At 72.6% G+C, this 16,844-nt stretch carries 13 protein-coding genes; 6 read left to right on the plus strand and 7 right to left on the minus strand.

The genetic code is table 11. The annotated features are described in order from the left end of the window. The first annotated feature begins 298 nt into the window (after positions 1 to 298). A complete protein-coding gene (locus RZ84_RS39620) occupies positions 299 to 625 on the plus strand; it encodes a hypothetical protein (RefSeq protein ID WP_043264082.1) in 327 nt (108 codons plus the stop codon). A gap of 423 nt (positions 626 to 1,048) precedes the next feature. Here RZ84_RS39620 and glnA read toward each other — a convergent pair whose 3' ends face one another. The 3 genes from glnA to RZ84_RS10400 form a co-directional block, all read right to left on the minus strand. After that, the gene (glnA, locus tag RZ84_RS10390) at positions 1,049 to 2,410 is read right to left on the minus strand and encodes a type I glutamate--ammonia ligase (protein WP_043264083.1); all 1,362 of its coding nucleotides are present in this window, start codon (positions 2,408 to 2,410) and stop codon (positions 1,049 to 1,051) included. Positions 2,411 to 2,765: 355 nt separating this feature from the next. Continuing rightward, positions 2,766 to 3,590, minus strand: coding sequence for an alpha/beta fold hydrolase (locus tag RZ84_RS10395; RefSeq protein ID WP_043269535.1), 825 nt, complete (start codon positions 3,588 to 3,590; stop codon positions 2,766 to 2,768). A 35-nt stretch (positions 3,591 to 3,625) separates the two neighbouring features. Continuing rightward, the gene (locus RZ84_RS10400; protein WP_078893670.1) at positions 3,626 to 4,462 is read right to left on the minus strand and encodes a DUF998 domain-containing protein; all 837 of its coding nucleotides are present in this window, start codon (positions 4,460 to 4,462) and stop codon (positions 3,626 to 3,628) included. A 458-nt stretch (positions 4,463 to 4,920) separates the two neighbouring features. Here RZ84_RS10400 and RZ84_RS40885 point away from each other — a divergent pair, with 458 nt between their 5' ends. Both RZ84_RS40885 and RZ84_RS10410 read left to right on the plus strand, forming a co-directional pair. Further along, positions 4,921 to 6,873: a multicopper oxidase family protein gene (locus RZ84_RS40885; RefSeq protein WP_043264084.1), complete on the plus strand. Its 1,953-nt coding sequence runs from the start codon at positions 4,921 to 4,923 to the stop codon at positions 6,871 to 6,873. Positions 6,874 to 6,998: 125 nt separating this feature from the next. Further along, positions 6,999 to 8,759 carry an NAD+ synthase gene (locus RZ84_RS10410; protein ID WP_043264085.1) on the plus strand — a complete coding sequence of 587 codons (1,761 nt, stop codon included), beginning with the start codon at positions 6,999 to 7,001 and terminating at the stop codon, positions 8,757 to 8,759. Here RZ84_RS10410 and RZ84_RS10415 read toward each other — a convergent pair. From RZ84_RS10415 to RZ84_RS10430, 4 genes are all read right to left on the minus strand, one after another. Further along, entirely contained in the window at positions 8,731 to 10,008 is a 1,278-nt protein-coding gene (locus RZ84_RS10415) for an MFS transporter (RefSeq protein ID WP_052229860.1), read from the minus strand. The genes RZ84_RS10410 and RZ84_RS10415 overlap by 29 nt on opposite strands. A 187-nt stretch (positions 10,009 to 10,195) precedes the next feature. Further along, positions 10,196 to 11,215, minus strand: coding sequence for an endonuclease/exonuclease/phosphatase family protein (locus tag RZ84_RS10420; RefSeq protein ID WP_043264086.1), 1,020 nt, complete (start codon positions 11,213 to 11,215; stop codon positions 10,196 to 10,198). Positions 11,216 to 11,472: 257 nt separating this feature from the next. Further along, entirely contained in the window at positions 11,473 to 12,135 is a 663-nt protein-coding gene (locus RZ84_RS10425) for a TetR/AcrR family transcriptional regulator (RefSeq protein ID WP_043269541.1), read from the minus strand. Beyond that, a complete protein-coding gene (locus RZ84_RS10430) occupies positions 12,132 to 13,751 on the minus strand; it encodes an MFS transporter (protein WP_043264087.1) in 1,620 nt (539 codons plus the stop codon). Before RZ84_RS10430 ends, RZ84_RS10425 begins: the two co-directional genes overlap by 4 nt. A gap of 182 nt (positions 13,752 to 13,933) precedes the next feature. On the opposite strand from RZ84_RS10430, the gene panB reads away from it, so the two are divergent. The 3 genes from panB (at position 13,934) to RZ84_RS10445 (ending at position 16,792) form a co-directional block, all read left to right on the plus strand. Then, positions 13,934 to 14,842, plus strand: a complete 909-nt coding sequence (gene panB / locus RZ84_RS10435) for a 3-methyl-2-oxobutanoate hydroxymethyltransferase (protein WP_043264088.1) — start codon at positions 13,934 to 13,936, stop codon at positions 14,840 to 14,842. A 91-nt stretch (positions 14,843 to 14,933) separates the two neighbouring features. After that, a complete protein-coding gene (locus tag RZ84_RS10440; RefSeq protein WP_043264089.1) occupies positions 14,934 to 15,965 on the plus strand; it encodes an ATP-binding cassette domain-containing protein in 1,032 nt (343 codons plus the stop codon). After that, positions 15,962 to 16,792 carry an ABC transporter permease gene (locus tag RZ84_RS10445; protein ID WP_043264090.1) on the plus strand — a complete coding sequence of 277 codons (831 nt, stop codon included), beginning with the start codon at positions 15,962 to 15,964 and terminating at the stop codon, positions 16,790 to 16,792. Before RZ84_RS10440 ends, RZ84_RS10445 begins: the two co-directional genes overlap by 4 nt. Positions 16,793 to 16,844 lie beyond the last annotated feature (52 nt).

Consider the following 16,844-nt stretch of genomic DNA (forward strand, 5'->3'; position numbering starts at 1 on the left):
GTAAGGCGCTGATCACTGTGGAGCGCGCTTCGGGCCGGGTCGGCCGATGTTCGCCGGGGCCGGCGCCAGGGGGTGCGGACAGCGCGCGGGAAAACGGCGAAAGGCGGCGAACGACCCGCAAGTCCCGGAAATCACGGCGCCGGTGCACCGTTTTCAAAAGCCGATTCACCGGATTCCATGCGATTCCGCGTTTCACCCGATCAGCCGCCCTCCAGGCGAAAGTCGCCACCGGAGCGTGCATGGTGATTGAGTGAACGCTCCGCCAGATGAATCGCCCGAAGAAAGGAGCACTCCGAAGATGAACCAACGAAAGAAGACTCTTTCCCGGATATTCTCGGTCGGCGCCGCCCTGGGTATCGCCCTCGCGGCGGGGGCGCCGACGGCTGCCTCCGCCACGGCCATGACACCGCCCGCCTCGCACGCCGCCACGAAGGCTCCGGACGCCCAGGCGCACCCGGCCGACGGCAAGGGCGGCAAGGGCGACAAGGACAAGGGCGACAAAGACAAGGGTGACGAGGACAAGGGCGACGAGGACAAGGGCGGCAAGGGCCACCACCACGGAGGCGGCGGTGGCGAAGGCGAAGAGGGAGACTGCAAGGGCCTCATCGTCCTCCTCTGCGCGTGACGGGAATCCCGCACGGGCTCGGGCCGGGCGGCGGAGGGCGACCATGCGCCCGCACCATCCCTCCCCCGCCTCGCCCGGTACCCGAAGCCGGCACCTCGGCCAGGAATTCGCGATAGCGGAAATCCCGCCGTCCGGCGGACCGCACCGCATTTCCCGCGCCTGATTCACCGCCATTTCCCCGTACGGTATTCCGCCCCGGCATTCCGTCCGCACTTTCCGTCAAGGCATTCCACCGAGAATGCACAGTACGGCGTTCAAACCTTCGAGGACTCCGCTACAAGGAGTGCGGACGGCATGCGCGGTGGCGGATATCGCCGCGCATTTCCACCGGGCGACGCCCCGGGGAGGGGGAGGCGGGGCGTGGGGGCCTGCGGCAACTGCCGCAGGCCCCCACGCCGTTCCCCGTGGAAGCGCTCCGGCCGGTTACAGCACCGGCAGCATCTTGCGCAGCTCGAAGGCGGTGACCTCGGAGCGGTACTCCTCCCACTCCTGCTTCTTGTTGCGCAGGAAGAAGTCGAAGACGTGCTCGCCCAGCGTCTCGGCGACCAGTTCGCTGCGCTCCATCAGCTCGATGGCCTCGCCGAGGTTCTGCGGCAGCGGCTCGATGCCCATCGCGCGGCGCTCGGAGTCGGACAGCGCCCAGACGTCGTCGTCGGCGCCGGCCGGGAGCTCGTAGCTCTCCTCGATGCCCTTGAGGCCGGCCGCGAGCAGTACCGCGTACGTCAGGTACGGGTTGGCGCCGGAGTCGATCGAGCGGACCTCGACCCGCGTGGAGCCCATCTTGCCGGGCTTGTACATCGGGACGCGGATCAGCGCGGAGCGGTTGTTGTGGCCCCAGCAGATGTACGAGGGGGCCTCGCCGCCGGCGCCCGCGGTGCGGTTGGTGCCGCCCCAGATGCGCTTGTAGGAGTTGACCCACTGGTTGGTGACGGCGGAGATCTCGCCGGCGTGCCGGAGCAGGCCGGCGATGAACGACCGTCCCACCTTGGAGAGCTGGTACTCCGAGCCCGACTCGTGGAAGGCGTTGCGGTCGCCCTCGAAGAGGGAGAGGTGGGTGTGCATGCCCGAGCCCGGGTACTCGGAGAACGGCTTGGGCATGAACGTGGCCTGCACGCCCTGCTCCAGCGCGACCTGCTTCATCACCAGCCGGAAGGTCATGATGTTGTCGGCGGTGGAGAGCGCGTCGGCGTAGCGCAGGTCGATCTCCTGCTGGCCGGGGGCGCCCTCGTGGTGGCTGAACTCCACCGAGATGCCCATCGACTCCAGCATCGTGATCGCCTGGCGGCGGAAGTCCATGCCGACGTTCTGCGGGGTGTGGTCGAAGTAGCCCGAGGAGTCGCCGGGGATCGGCCGGGAGCCGTCGACGGGCTTGTCCTTGAGCAGGAAGAACTCGATCTCGGGGTGGGTGTAGAAGGTGAAGCCGAGGTCGGAGGTCTTGGCGAGGATGCGCTTGAGGACGTAGCGCGGATCGGCGTACGAGGGCGAGCCGTCCGGCATCAGGATGTCGCAGAACATCCGGGCGGTGCCCGGGGCCTCGGCGCGCCAGGGCAGGATCTGGAAGGTGCCGGGGTCCGGCTTGGCGATCATGTCGGACTCGTACACCCGGGCGAATCCCTCGATGGCCGAGCCGTCGAACCCGATGCCCTCGTCAAACGCCTGCTCCAGCTCGGCCGGCGCCACCGCCACGGACTTGAGGAACCCGAGAACGTCGGTGAACCATAGCCGGACGAAGCGAATGTCGCGCTCTTCCAGCGTCCGGAGCACAAACTCCTGCTGCTTGTCCATGGGTCACCAATCCTCGCAGGTCAATCGGCCTGTCCACGCGCGTGGAACACCGCGGTCCGGCACACCAGTATCACGTCAGGGGGTTACCGTCACATTACGCACCCTTGGCCTGAATCAGAACCGCTGACCCGTGACCCCCATCGCGCATCTTTCCCGCCGTCACCACGCTCAGCGCGACGGGACGCGGCAATCGGCCGGCTTGGCGCAGTCTTGGACGGCCGCAGATGCCCTGTTGACCGGATATTGAGTACCTCGTGCCTCGGCGTTCCTCCCCTCCCCCAGGGTGCACGAACACCCGCCGCGGCGCGGACCGGGACGGCCCGCGTGTCCCTCGGGCAGGCGCTCCGCCGACCGCTCACGGGAGGTCCAGTACCGCCCGGGCCACCGCCCCCGGCGCGTCCGCCATCACCAGGTGGCCGGAGGGCGCGGCGAGTGCGAAGTGGCCGCCCAGTTCCGCCGCCAGGGCCCGCTGGCGCTCCAGCCGGCGCAGTTCGCGGGGCGCCTCGCCGCCGTCGTGGGCCGCCAGGACGGCGACCGGGACGGCGGGCAGCGGGCGGCGGCGGCGCAGCGCGGCGAGGTCGGCGGCCTGGTACGGGTAGCTCGCGTTCTCCAGGACGCACCCGCGCAGAACCCGGCTGGTGCGGTATCCGGCGCGCTCCCACCCGTGCCGCGGGTGGCTGCCGACGGTCGAGGCGCGGGTGATCAGGCGGCGGGCGGCGGGGCCGAGCAGCCACGGCAGCCCGGCGGCGGACAGCGCGCCCGCGAGGCCGCCGGCCCAGGCCGTGCGGACCGCGCGCGGCAGGCGGGGCCGTGGGTCCTCCTCGATGCTGCCGTCGACCAGGACCAGACCGGCGCAGCGGGCCGGGTGCAGCCGGGCGAACGCCTCGGCGTGGAAGCCGGCGAGCGAGTGCCCGACGACCGTCGCCGGCCCCATGTGGCCCAGCGCGTCGAGGAGTTGGGCGATCCGGTCGGCCTCGGCGGCGAGGTCGGGCGGCCCGGGCGCGGCGGCGCTGAGGCCGAGTCCGGGCCGGTCGAACCGGACCACGGTGCGGTACGGGGCGAGCAGCGCGGCGACCGCGTCCCAGTCGAACCAGGCCATGCCGAGTCCGCCGCTGAGCACGCACAGCGGGCCGCGGCCCTCGCGCAGCACGTGCAGCGGCAGACCGCCCACGCGCACCATGCGGCCGGGGGCGGTGCGGGTCCGTACGGGCTGGTTCACGGCTCTCCTCGGGGCGGGGTAGGCGGGTTCGGCAGGGTAGGCGGGTTCGGCGGGCCAGCGGCCGGGGCGGCGGGAGCGGCCGGGTGCGGGTGCGCCGCCGCGCGGCGGGCCGCGGCTCCGCCCGGCCGCGCGAGGCAGCCCGCGAGCAGCGCGAGGTAGAGGGCGACCAGCAGGACCTGGAGGCGCTGGCCGACGCCGAGGGCCCAGGTGCCGCGGTCGGCGGTGAAGGCGGCGACCGCGGCCAGGGTCCAGAGCGTGGCGGCCAGTTCCGCCAGTACCAGCGGCGGGCCGAAGCGGGCCAGCGCCGGCCACTGGCCGTGGCGGCGGGCGGCCACGGTGAGCAGCACCAGCGCGGCGAGCGCACCCAGCATGGCGAGGGAGCTGCTGACGGCGTGCGCGGTGTGGGTGGCCGGGACCAGTCCGGCGGTCTCGCGGGCCGCGCACACCGGGTCGCCGGTCGGCGCGCAGCTCAGCGGCAGCCGGGAGTCCAGCGCGGTGGCGCCGCCGAACAGCGCCAGCGCGGCCCAACCGGCCACCGCCCAGGGCTGCCGCTCCGCGCGCGGCGAACCGGCCGGCCCCCGCGGCCCGGCCCCTCCCGCCGGCGCGGTCAGCGCACCGGCCAGCACCAGCAGCCCGGCGACCAGGTCGGTGGCGCGGAACAGGCCGCCGAGCGGCTGGTCGGCGGCGGCGAGTTCGCTGACGTACGCCCGTACCGGGTCCAGGCCGGTGGCGATCACCAGCTCCAGGACCCAGGCGGTGTAGGCGACCGCGCCGAGCAGCAGGAGCGCGGCGGCGAGGCGGCGGGCGGCGGGGCGGGGGCGGCTCACGGACATCCTGGTGTTCGGGTGGTCCCGACGACGCATCCGGAATGCCGGATATGCCGGAGGGACGGGGAAGGCCAAGAATAGGCGGATGGCCATCGGGACGCGGCGAGCGCGGCGCGAGGGGCCACCTCCGGGGCCGGCAGGCCCGGGAGCAAGGGTGCGTGCGTTGGTCCCCGGCTGTCGAGAGGTCCGCGATGGGTGCACACCGCAAGGCCGCCGCCCGGTGCGGTCACCCGCCGCGCGGGGGCTGGCCGATACCCCCGGGGCCGCACTGACGGCGCCTCGCCCCACCGCCGACCGCGTGCGCAGGAGCGCACCGTGCCTGCCCCGAGGACCCCGGCACTCCCCGGTTCCGACTCCGCTCGGCCGCGTAACGCCCCTCGGTCCGGGGACCCGCGGCGCCTGCCGGAGTCCGCTGCCCGCCGCCGCTCCCCGCTCCCCTGACATCGCCACGAGGTACTCACCCCATGGATTCCCTTCCCACGCACTCCCGCCGCGCCCTGCTGGGTGCGGGCATCGCGGTCGCCGGCAGTGGCCTGCTGGCCACCCCCGGTTCGGCCGCCTCGCGTCCCGGCCCGGACCGCGGGCACGACGGCCACGGCCGGCACGGCGAGCACGGCTCCAGCCAGGCCGGCTACGTCGACCCGAACGGCCCCGAGGTCTCCGCGGCCGAGGGCCGGCGGCACTCCGGCCCGGTGCACACGCTGCGCGTCACCGCCCGCAAGTCCCGGATCGATCTGGGCAGCCGCACGGTCGACACCTGGACGTACGGCGAGCGGCTGCCCGGCAAGGAGGTCCGGATCACCGCCGGCGACACCCTCGCGGTGACCCTGTTCAACGACCTGCCGCAGTCCACCACGCTGCACTGGCACGGGCTGCACCTGCGCAACGACATGGACGGCGTCCCCGACGTCACCCAGCGTCCGGTCCGGCCCGGCGGCTCCTTCCGCTACAGCTTCCGGGTCACCGAGCCCGGCACCTACTGGATGCATCCGCACGTCGGGGTCCAGATGGACCGGGGGCTGTACGCCCCGCTGATCGTCGAGGACCCCAAGGAGCCGCTGTCGTACGACAAGGAGTGGGTCGTCGTGCTGGACGACTGGCTCGACGGGGTGGACGGCAGCGACCCGGACACCGTGCTGAAGGATCTCAACCACGGCCGGGACCCCATGCACGGCGACGGTGACGGCGGCGGGAACGGCGGCTCGCACGGCGGTGGCCACGGGCACGGCGCGGGCCACGACGGGCACGGACGCCACTCCGGACACGACCACGACCACGACTCCGGCCACGGACACGGACACGGTTACAGCCACGGTCATGACCACGACCCCGGAGAGCACGGGCGACACGGCGACCACAGCGGCCGTGGCGACCGGGACGACTGGCTGCCGGACCCGTCCCCGGTGGACACGGACGAGCTGACCGAGGCCTTCCGCCGCGGCATGGACCTCAGCCGGGACGGCCTGGACCTGGGCTTCATGGGCAGGGACGGCTTCCTCTACGACGACCGGTTCACGGAGGAGCGGGCGAGCCGCGGGGGGTTCCGCCAGCAAGGCCGCCCCGGGCCCGGCCACGGCGGGCCCCCCTCCCGCCTCCTGCACGACACCGCCCGCAGCTCCCTGCTGCGCAGCATGCCGGGCAACATCGACTACCCGTACCACCTCATCAACGGCCGCACGGACCGGCACCCGGAGACCTTCCACGCCAGGCCCGGCGACCGCATCCGCATCCGCTTCATCAACGCGGGCGGCGACACCGCCTACCGGGTCGCGCTGGGCGGCCACGACATGACCATCACGCACACCGACGGCAACCCCGTCGAGCACACCGGGACCGGCGCGCTGCTGATCGGCATGGCCGAGCGCTACGACGTCGTGGTCACCGCCAAGGAGGGCGTCTTCCCGCTGGTCGCGCTCGCCGAGGGCAAGAGCCGGTCCGCGCGCGCCCTGCTGCGCACCGCGAACGACCGGGCACCGGACTCCAGGGACCGGCCCAGGGCGCTGGACGGGCATGTGATGACCGCCGACAAGCTCCGGGCGCACGAGAGCGTACGGGCCCGCTCCCGGCGGCCGGACCGCACCCTGAGCATGCGGCTCACCGGCGACATGCTGCGCTTCAACTGGGCGATCAACGACCGCCCGTACACCCCGTCCCAGCGCTATCCGGTGCAGCAGGGCGAGCGGGTGCGGCTGGAGTTCCGCAACCTCACCAAGATGTGGCACCCGATCCACCTGCACGGGCACAGCTTCACGCTCCCGGGCGGCGGGCCGCGCAAGGACACCACGATCGTGCGGCCCGAGGAGGACGTCGCCGTCGACTTCGACGCCGACAACCCGGGGCTGTGGATGCTGCACTGCCACAACATCTACCACTCGGAGTCGGGGATGATGACGGTCCTCGGCTACCGCCGGGGCTGACCGCCCGGTCCGGCCGCCCCGTGGAGCGCACCGGGGCGGCCGGAGCGCCGGCCGCGCCGTACCGCGCCGCCGATCCGCGCCGTCGCACACCCCCATTGCGTCAGAAAGACGATTACACTGGCGGAGTGCCTCAACTTCGCCTCGCCCTCAATCAGATCGATTCCTGCGTCGGCGACATCGACCGGAACGCCGAGACGATCGTGCACTGGACCCGGCACGCCGCGGGTCAGGGCGCGCATCTCGTCGCGTTCCCCGAGATGGCGTTGACCGGCTACCCCGTCGAGGACCTCGCGCTGCGCCCGTCGTTCGTCGAGGCGAGCCGCGCCGCACTGCCCGCGCTGGCCGCCCGGCTGGCCGCCGAGGGCCTGGGCGACACCCCCGTAGTGGTCGGCTACCTCGACCGCGGCGAACAGGACCGGCCCCGCTACGGCCGCCCGGCGGGCGCCCCGCAGAACGCGGCGGCCGTCCTGCACCGGGGCCGGGTCGCGCTCACCTTCGCCAAGCACCACCTGCCCAACTACGGCGTCTTCGACGAGTTCCGCTACTTCGTCCCGGGCGACACCCTCCCGGTCGTGCGGATCCACGGGGTGGACGTGGCGCTCGCCATCTGTGAGGACCTGTGGCAGGAGGGCGGCCGGGTGCCGGCGACGCGGAGCGCGGGGGCCGGGCTGCTGGTGTCCGTCAACGCCTCCCCCTACGAGCGGGACAAGGACGACACCCGGCTGGAGCTGGTGCGCAAGCGGGCGCAGGAGGCCGGCTGCACCACCGCGTACCTGGCGATGATCGGCGGGCAGGACGAGCTGGTCTTCGACGGGGACTCGATCGTCGTCGACAAGGACGGCGGGGTGATCGCCCGGGCGCCGCAGTTCGCGGAGGGCTGTGTGCTGGTCGATCTGGAGCTGCCCGCCGCCGCGGCCGAGCCGCCCGCCGGGGTGCTGGACGACGGGTTGCGGGTGGACCACGTGGTGCTCTCCGCCGACCCCCCGGTGCAAGCACCGGCTCCACCGGAGCCCCTCGGCGGGCAGGCCGAGCGGCTGGACGACATCGAGGAGATCTACACCGCGCTGGTCGTCGGGCTGCGCGCCTATGTCGCCAAGAACGGCTTCCGGAGCGTGGTGCTGGGGCTGTCCGGCGGGATCGACTCGGCGCTGGTCGCGGCGATCGCCTGCGACGCGCTGGGCGCCGGGCAGGTGCACGCCGTCGCGATGCCCTCGCGCTATTCGTCGGACCACTCGCTCACCGACGCCGCCGAACTGGCCCGCCGCACGGGTCTGAACTTCCGTACGGTGCCGATCGGCCCGATGTTCGACGCGTACATGGAGGCGCTGGGGCTGACCGGGCTCGCCGAGGAGAACCTCCAGTCGCGGCTGCGCGGCACGACCCTGATGGCGATCTCCAACCAGGAGGGGCATCTGGTGCTCGCGCCGGGCAACAAGTCCGAGCTGGCGTGCGGCTATTCGACGCTCTACGGCGACTCGGTCGGCGCGTACGGCCCGATCAAGGACGTCTACAAGACCGTCGTCTACGAGCTGGCCCGCTGGCGCAACCGGGCCGCCGCCGACCGCGGCCGGACCCCGCCGATCCCGGAGAACTCGATCGGCAAGCCGCCCAGCGCCGAGCTGCGCCCCGGCCAGGTCGACACCGACTCGCTGCCCGATTACGACGTGCTGGACCGGATCCTGGAGCTGTATGTCGACCGCGACCGGGGCCGCGAGGAGATCGTGGCGCAGGGCTTCGACGAGGCCCTGGTGACCCGGGTGCTACGGATGGTGGATCACGCCGAGTACAAGCGGCGCCAGTACCCGCCGGGCACCAAGATCTCCGCGAAGGGCTTCGGGAAGGACCGGCGGCTGCCGATCACGAACCACTGGAGAGAGGGGGCCTGACGGCCCCGGCGGCTGCCGCGTCCGCCCCGGCGCGCTCGGCGCTCCCGGTGTCTCCGGCGTTACCGGAGCTCTCGGTGCCGCGCGCCACGATGCGGGTGGCGTCGGGTGCGCCGCGGTCCAGCAGGCCGGCGGTAACCGCGACGGCCAGGCCGGCCGCGGCCAGTACGGCGCCCACCAGGCTGGGCGAGGTCCAGCCCCAGCCCGCCGACAGGGCCAGGCCGCCGACCCAGGCGCCGCCCGCGTTGGCCAGGTTGAACGCCGACTGGTTGGAGGCGGCGGCCAGGGTGGGGGCCTGCCGGGCCTTGTTCATCACCAGCATCTGGAGCGGGGTGGTGGTCAGGAAGCCGACGGCGCCGATGACCACCACGCCGACCAGGGCCGCCCACTTCACCTGCGCGGTGAAGTGGAAGGCCGCCAGCACCAGCGCCAGCGCGGCCAGGGACCCGTAGAGGGTGGGGCGCAGCGCCCGGTCGGTGAGCGGTCCGCCGGCGAGCGCGCCGAGGGTCATCCCGATGCCGAAGAGGGCGAGGACGACCGGGACCGTACCGGCCGCGAAGCCGGTGACCTCGGTCATCATCGAGGCCAGGTAGCTGTAGACGGCGAAGACGCCGGCGAAGCCGAAGACCGTGGTGAGCAGGCCGAGCAGCACCTGGCGGTGCGCCAGGGCGCGCAACTCGCCGCCCAGCCCGGTGGGTTGCTCGGCCGGCAGCGGCGGGATCAGCCGGGCCAGGGACGCCATCGCGACCAGGCCGACGGCGGCCACGACGAGGAAGGTGGCCCGCCAGCCGAGGTGCTGGCCGAGCAGCGTCGCGGCCGGGACGCCGACGATGTTGGCGATGGTCAGGCCGAGGAACATGGTGGCGACGGCGCGGGCCTGGCGCCCCTCGCGCACCATCCGGGCGGCGACCACCGCGCCGACGCCGAAGAACGCGCCGTGCGGCAGCCCGGCCAGCAGCCGGCCGGCGACCAGCAGACCGAAGTCGGGGGCGAAGGCGGAGGCGAGGTTGCCGACCGTGAAGACCGCCATCAGCGCCACCAGCATCCGCTTGCGGGGAATGCGGGAGCCGAGGGCGGTCAGTAGGGGTGCGCCGATGACGACGCCGAGGGCGTAGGCGGAGACGAGGTAGCCGGCGGTGGGCACGGAGGTGCCCAGATCGTTCGCGACGTCGGGCAGCAGGCCCATCATCACGAATTCCGTGGTGCCGATACCGAAGGCCGAGATCGCGAGCGCGAGCAGAGCCAAGGGCATGGAGTGCCTTTCGGGGTGGGGTGGGCGCGTGCGGATGCGCCGAGGTCTAAGTTCGCTTACGGAACAAAGTCTCTCAGCCACGGTATTCCGGCGTGAAAACGGCAGGTGAAAAGCCCGCTGCGGACGGGCGTCCGCAGCGGGCGCTCTCGCTGTGGCAGACAGCGACGGAGAGGGTCCGCGGCAGCTGTCAGATCTTGACCGTCGCGGCGACCGGGAGGTGATCGCTGCCGGTGGCCGGCAGCACCCACGCCCTGACCGGGTCGATCCCCTTCACCATGATCTGGTCGATCCGGGCCATCGGGAAGTCGACCGGCCAGCTGAAGCCGAAGCCGTCGCCGGCGGCGCCCTGCGCGGAGCGCATCTGGGAGGTCAGCGGGGCCAGCGAGCGGTCGTTCATCGTGCCGTTGAGGTCGCCGAGGAGCATCACCTTGCGGACCGGGTCCTGCACGATCGCGTCGCCGAGCGCCTTGGCGCTGCCGTCGCGCTGGTTGGCGGTGAAGCCCTTGTCGACGTGGACCCGCACGGAGGGCATGTGGGCGACGTAGACGGCGAGTTGCTGGCCGTCGGCGGCGGTGACGGTGGCGCGCAGCGCCCGGGTCCAGCCGATCCTGATGTCCACCGGCCGGGCGTCGGTCAGCGGGCGCTTGCTCCACAGGCCCACGGTGCCCTGGACCGTGTGGTACGGATACGCCTGCGCCAGGCCCTTCTTGTACGTGGGCAGCGCGGCGCCGGTCAGCTCCTCCAGGGCCACGACGTCGGCGTGCGACGCCACGATGTCCCGTGCGGTGCCCGCCGGATCGGGGTTGCCCGCGTCGACGTTGTGGGTCAGCACCGTCAGGTTGCCGCCGGTACCCGACTTGTCGGTGATCTGCCCACCGAAGAGGCTGACCCAGGCGACGGTCGGCAGCAGCAGCGCCACCAGCGCGGTCGCCGACCTGCGCAGCACCGCGCAGAGCAGCAGCAGCGGGATGCCCAGCCCCAGCCACGGCAGGAAGGTCTCCACCAAACTGCCCAGATTTCCCAGGGTGTTGGGGATCCGGGCGTGCAGCACCATCGCCAGTCCGAGGGCGACCGCGAGCACCGCGAGGACGATGCCGCGCCGCCACATGCCCTCGGGGCGCCACCAGTTCCGCAGGCGGGCGGCCCGGGAACGGGCCCCTGCGGGCCCCTCGCCCTGCCCCGGCTCCGTCACGTACGCCTGCGTCATACCGCTGCCCTCACTGCCTTGCCGCCCTGCTCGGTCCGCCCCGCCTGTGATCATCGACCGTAGGCGGGGCCCGTAAAACACGTTCTTAGATCCGCACCGCCCCGGTCCGTGCGCGAACCGGCGGCACGCTCAGCCGAAAGCGTGTCTTCTCGACGGGGAGGACGGGGCGCCGGCCCGCCCGGGTTCCGCTCCCGGGCCTTCGTGACAGCTGCTGTGACAGAACGGGCATCGTCCGGTCATACGGAGCCCGTTCCAGGTCACACCGCGCCCGACAGACCCGCTGCCGGGCGGGGCCGTACGCCCTCCAGGACCATGTCGACGATCTCCTCCGAGAGCCCCTCGGGGAGCTCCTTCCACTCGTGGAGGACGGCGCGGGCCAGCATCGGGCCGACGAAGAGGTCGGCGAGGGCGTCCAGGTCCCGGTCGGCGCGGATCTCGCCGTTGGCCACCCCGCGCCGGAGCACGCCGAGCAGGGCCTCGTGGCGGGCCCGGACGACCGTCTCATGGTACTCCGCCCACAGTTCGGGCTGCGCCTGGACGTGGCTGACGACGGTGCGCAGCAGGGCGGAGCTGCGCTTGGCCAGGCCGCGGCGGCGCAGGAACTCCAGCAGGGAGACCAGGTCGTCGCGGACCGAGACGCCCTCCAGGGGAGGGGTCGGGGCGTCCAGCGACCGCATCACGTCGAGCAGCAGCGCGCTCTTGCCGGGCCAGCGGCGGTAGACGGTGGCCTTGCCCACGCCGGCCTCGCGGGCGATGCGCTCCATGGACAGCTCAGCTATGGAGCAGCCGTCCTCGATCAGCCGGAGCACGGCCTCGATGATGGCGGAGTCGGCCGCGGCGCTGCGCGGCCGGCCCCGGCGCCCGGGAGCCGCCGCGCCCGCCCCGGCCGCCGCCCCGCCGTCTCCCGCCGCCCGGCTCATCGTGCTGCGCCCGCCTTCCACTCGTCCCGCGGCTCCGCCGCGTGCGGAGCCGCAGCCATTTTGCCCGGCAGGAAGGCCGCGACCACCACGGCCCCCAGCACCGAGACGGCCGCCGAGCCGAGCGCGGTGACGTGCATGGCGTGGAGGAAGGCGTCGTCGGCGGAGGCGATCAGCGGGCGGCCGGCCGGTCCCATCCGGGCGGCGAGGCCGAGGGTCGCCTCGATGGATTCACCGGCCGCGGTCCGGGCGGGTCCCGGCACCCCGGGCAGCGCGTCGAGCGTGCCCTGGATGCCGTCGCGGTAGGTCGTCGAGAGCAGCGAGCCGAGGACGGCGACGCCGAGGGTGCCGCCGACCTGCCGGAAGGTGTTGTTGAGCGCCGAGGCGGAGCCGGCCTTCTCACGCGGCAGCGACTGCATGATCGCGACGGTGACCGGCGGCATGATGTGCGCCATGCCGGTGCCCTGGAGGAAGAACAGCAGCTCCAGGCCCCAGAGGGGGGTGTCGGTGCGCAGCAGCAGCATCCCGGCCATCGTGACCGCCACCACCAGCATGCCGGCGGTGCACACCGCGCGGGCCCCGAAGCGGTCCACGACGAGCCGGGCCCGCGGCGCGAAGACGAGCTGGGCGAGAGCCAGCGGCAGGATCAGCAGCCCGGACTCCAGCGGGCTGTAGCCGCGCACGCTCTGCACGTAGAAGACGATGAAGAAGGTGACGCCCATCAGCGCGAAGAAGACCAGCGCGATGGCGGTGACGGCGGCCGAGAAGGCGGGCTTGCGGAAGTAGCCGATGTCGATGGACGGGTGGTCGCTGCGCTTCTGGTGGACCACGAACACGGCCAGCACCGCCAGGCCGCCGAGGGCGGTGGCCAGCACCTCGGGGGCGGCGAAGTCGTCGAGCTGGCCGCCCTTGATGATCCCGAAGACCAGCAGGACCAGGCCGACGACGGAGAGCAGCACCCCGACCGGGTCCAGCCGGCCGGGGGCGGGGTCCCTGGACTCGGGCACCAGGACGATCATCGCGGCCAGCGCCAGCAGCACGATCGGGACGTTGATCAGGAAGACCGAGCCCCACCAGAAGTGGTCGAGCAGCAGCCCGCCGGCGATCGGGCCGACGGCGATGGCCAGGCCCACGCCGCCGGCCCAGACGCCGATGGCCCGGGGCTGCTCCTCGCGCTCGAAGACGTTCATCAGGATCGCGAGCGTGGCCGGCATCACGAAGGCGCCGCCCAGCCCCATCAGCGCGCGGAAGGCGATCAGCTCGGCGGGCGAGACGGCCGCCGCGGCGAGCGCCGATCCGGCGCCGAAGACGGCCAGGCCGAAGAGCAGGACCTTCTTCCGGCCGATCCGGTCGCCGAGCAGGCCGGAGGTGAACAGCAGCCCGGCGAAGACCAGCGTGTAGGCGTTGATCGCCCACTCCAGCTCGCTCTGGGTGGCGCCCAGGCCCGCGGGGGCCGGGGTCGCGATGGTCTTCATCGCGACGTTGAGGATGGAGTTGTCCAGCACCACGATCAGCAGGCTGAGCATCAGGACGGAGAGGATCGCCCAGCGCCGGCGGTGGATGTGGTCGGGAATCCGTGGAGCGGCGGGTGCGCCCGGTGGGGGCGGTGAGGTGGCCATGGCGCCACCATACGACGGTATCGATACGGAACCGTTCCGTATCGATGACACGACGGGCCGGACTGGTCCGGCCGGACCAGCGACCCCCTCCCCTTTTCCTTTGCGGCACGTCGTGCCAGCATGGTCGGGAGTCCGGAGACACCGTCAGGGTGCTTCGAGATGGAGATACAGGAGCCGTCACCATGACGCAGCTTTCGCCTGCCCGGAAGCCGGCCGCGGGGGCCACCGCAGAGCCCACCGCCAAGCCCGCCACCAAGGAGAGCACCAAGTCGCTGTACGGGGGCACCAGTTCGCGCCGCATCACGGTCCGCGACATCGCCGCCGCCAAGGAGCGCGGCGAGAAGTGGCCGATGCTCACCGCCTACGACGCGATGACCGCCTCGGTCTTCGACGAGTCCGGCATCCCCGTCCTGCTCGTCGGCGACTCGATGGGCAACTGCCACCTCGGCTACGAGTCCACCGTCCCGGTCACGATGGACGAGATCACGATCCTGTCCGCCGCGGTCGTGCGCGGCACCAGGCGCGCCCTGGTCGTCGCCGACCTGCCGTTCGGCGCCTACCAGGAAGGCCCGGTCCAGGCGCTGCGCAACGCCACCCGGCTGGTCAAGGAGGCCGGTGTCGGCGCCGTCAAGCTGGAGGGCGGCGAGCGCTCCGCGCACCAGGTGGAGCTGCTGGTCTCGTCCGGTATCCCGGTGATGGCGCACGTCGGGCTGACCCCGCAGTCGGTCCACGCCTACGGGGGCTACCCGGTCCAGGGCCGCGGCGAGGAGGCCGCCCAGCAACTGCTGCGGGACGCCAAGGCGGTACAGGACGCCGGGGCGTTCTCGGTCGTCCTGGAGGCCGTACCGGCCGAGCTGGCCGCCGAGGTGACCCGCTCGCTGCACATCCCGACCGTCGGCATCGGCGCGGGCCCGGACTGCGACGCCCAGGTGCTGGTGTGGACCGACATGGCGGGCCTCAACGCCGGCCGGGTGCCGCGGTTCGTCAAGCAGTACCTCCAGCTGCGGGAGCTGCTCGGCGGCGCGGCCCGCGCGTTCGCCGAGGACGTGGTCGGCGGCGCCTTCCCCGCCGAGGAGCACACCTTCCACTGATGCCCGGCCGACGGGCCGCCGACAGCCGGTCCTCAGGGGCTGTCGGCGGCCTGTCGGCGCGTTGTCGGTGGCGGCTGGCACCTTGGAGTGCATGACGCGACAGACGATATCCACCAAGGGCGGCAACGCCGTGGAGGTGCGCGGTCTGGTCAAGCACTTCGGCGAGGTGAAAGCCGTCGACGGGGTGGACCTGGACGTGCGGGAAGGCACCGTGCTCGGTGTGCTCGGCCCCAACGGCGCCGGCAAGACCACGCTCGTACGCTGCCTGTCCACCCTCCTGGTGCCGGACGCCGGGCGCGCCGTGGTGGCCGGATTCGACGTGGTGCGCCAGCCGCGGGCGCTGCGCCGCACCATCGGGCTGACCGGGCAGTACGCCTCGGTCGACGAGAAGCTCTCCGGCTGGGAGAACCTCTACATGATCGGGCGGCTGCTCGATCTGTCCCGCAAGGACGCCCGCAGGCGCGCCGACGAGATGCTGGAGCGGTTCTCGCTCACCGAGGCCGCCAAGCGGCCGGCCGCGAAGTACTCCGGCGGGATGCGCCGCCGGCTCGACCTCGCCGCCTCGATGATCGGCCGGCCGGCGGTGCTGTATCTGGACGAGCCGACCACCGGCCTCGACCCCCGCACCCGCAACGAGGTGTGGGAGGAGGTCCAGCGGATGGTGCGCGAGGGCGCCACGGTCCTGCTGACGACCCAGTACATGGAAGAGGCCGAGCAGTTGGCCGACGAGCTGACGGTCATCGACCGCGGCCGGGTGATCGCCGAGGGCCGGGTCGACGAGCTGAAGGCCAAGGTCGGCGGGCGCACCCTCCAGATACGGCCGGCCGACCCGGGCGACCTGGACCGGATGACCGGCGTGATCACCGAGGCCGGCCTGGACGGCATCGCCGGCGCCACCGCTGATCACCACGGGGGTGTGGTCAACGTCCCGATCATCAGCGACGAGCAGCTGACCGCGGTCGTCGCGGTGCTCGGCCGGCAGGGCCTCGCGCTCGCCGGGATCAGCACCCATCTGCCCAGCCTGGACGAGGTGTTCCTGGCGATCACGGGCCAGAAGACCTCCGAGGCGCACGGCCCGGAGAGCACGTCGGACGACGAGCGGTACGCGGAGGTGTCGGCATGAGTGCCGTGACGACGACGGCGCCGGTGGCCGGGCCCGGCGCCGACGAGGGACGGATCGGCCTCCGCGCCAATCTGCGGCACATCGGCGCGCTGGTCCGGCGCAACGCCCTCCAGATCAAGCAGGATCCGGAGTCGATGTTCGACGCGCTGCTGATGCCGGTGATCTTCATCCTGCTGTTCGTCTACGTCTTCGGCGGCGCCATGTTCGGCCCCGGCCACCAGAAGGAGTACGTGCAGTATCTGGTGCCCGGCATGATGGCGATGATGGGCATGAACATCGCCATGGCGGTGGGCTCCGGCGTCAACGAGGACTTCCGCAAGGGCGTGATGGACCGCTTCCGGACGATGCCCATCGCCCGGTCCTCGGTCCTGATAGCCAAGATCGTCGTGGAGATCGGCCGGATGCTGATCGCCACCGCGATCCTGCTCGGCATGGGCTTCCTGCTGGGCCTCGAAATACGCGGCTCGCTGCTGGAGTTCGCCGCCTCGATCGTGCTGTCCACGGTCTTCGGCGCCGCCCTGATGTGGATCTTCATCCTGCTCGGCCTGAGCGTGAAGACCCCGCAGGCGGTGCAGGGCATGGCGATGCTGGTGCTGATGCCGCTCCAGTTCGGCTCGTCCATCTTCGCGCCGACCCGGTCGATGCCCGGCTGGCTGGAGGGCTTCACCAAGGTCAACCCGCTGTCCAATCTGGCGGACGCGGCCCGTGCGCTGATCAGCGGCCACGGCGCGGTGGCCCATCCGGCGCTGATCACGCTCGGCTGGGCGGTGGCCATCACGGCCGTGACGATGCCGCTCGCGGTGGCGAAGTTCCGCAACAAGACCTGACGCACGCCTTCCGGGAATCCCGCAGCCGGGACGCCCAAAGGACGGCATCCGC

It is taken from the genome of Streptomyces sp. CT34 (assembly GCF_000805335.1).
Taxonomy (GTDB): domain Bacteria; phylum Actinomycetota; class Actinomycetes; order Streptomycetales; family Streptomycetaceae; genus Streptomyces.

Excerpts from the sequence above, each read along its gene's own strand:
- RZ84_RS10415 (WP_052229860.1), bottom strand. The coding sequence starts at position 10,008 with ATGCCCTTGGCTCTGCTCGCGCTCGCGATCTCGGCCTTCGGTATCGGC.
- RZ84_RS10420 (WP_043264086.1), bottom strand. The coding sequence starts at position 11,215 with ATGACGCAGGCGTACGTGACGGAGCCGGGGCAGGGCGAGGGGCCCGCA.
- RZ84_RS10425 (WP_043269541.1), bottom strand. The coding sequence starts at position 12,135 with ATGAGCCGGGCGGCGGGAGACGGCGGGGCGGCGGCCGGGGCGGGCGCG.
- RZ84_RS39620 (WP_043264082.1), top strand. The coding sequence starts at position 299 with ATGAACCAACGAAAGAAGACTCTTTCCCGGATATTCTCGGTCGGCGCC.
- glnA (WP_043264083.1), bottom strand. The coding sequence starts at position 2,410 with ATGGACAAGCAGCAGGAGTTTGTGCTCCGGACGCTGGAAGAGCGCGAC.
- panB (WP_043264088.1), top strand. The coding sequence starts at position 13,934 with ATGACGCAGCTTTCGCCTGCCCGGAAGCCGGCCGCGGGGGCCACCGCA.
- RZ84_RS10395 (WP_043269535.1), bottom strand. The coding sequence starts at position 3,590 with ATGGTGCGCGTGGGCGGTCTGCCGCTGCACGTGCTGCGCGAGGGCCGC.
- RZ84_RS10440 (WP_043264089.1), top strand. The coding sequence starts at position 14,934 with ATGACGCGACAGACGATATCCACCAAGGGCGGCAACGCCGTGGAGGTG.
- RZ84_RS10400 (WP_078893670.1), bottom strand. The coding sequence starts at position 4,462 with ATGTCCGTGAGCCGCCCCCGCCCCGCCGCCCGCCGCCTCGCCGCCGCG.
- RZ84_RS10445 (WP_043264090.1), top strand. The coding sequence starts at position 15,962 with ATGAGTGCCGTGACGACGACGGCGCCGGTGGCCGGGCCCGGCGCCGAC.
- RZ84_RS10430 (WP_043264087.1), bottom strand. The coding sequence starts at position 13,751 with ATGGCCACCTCACCGCCCCCACCGGGCGCACCCGCCGCTCCACGGATT.
- RZ84_RS40885 (WP_043264084.1), top strand. The coding sequence starts at position 4,921 with ATGGATTCCCTTCCCACGCACTCCCGCCGCGCCCTGCTGGGTGCGGGC.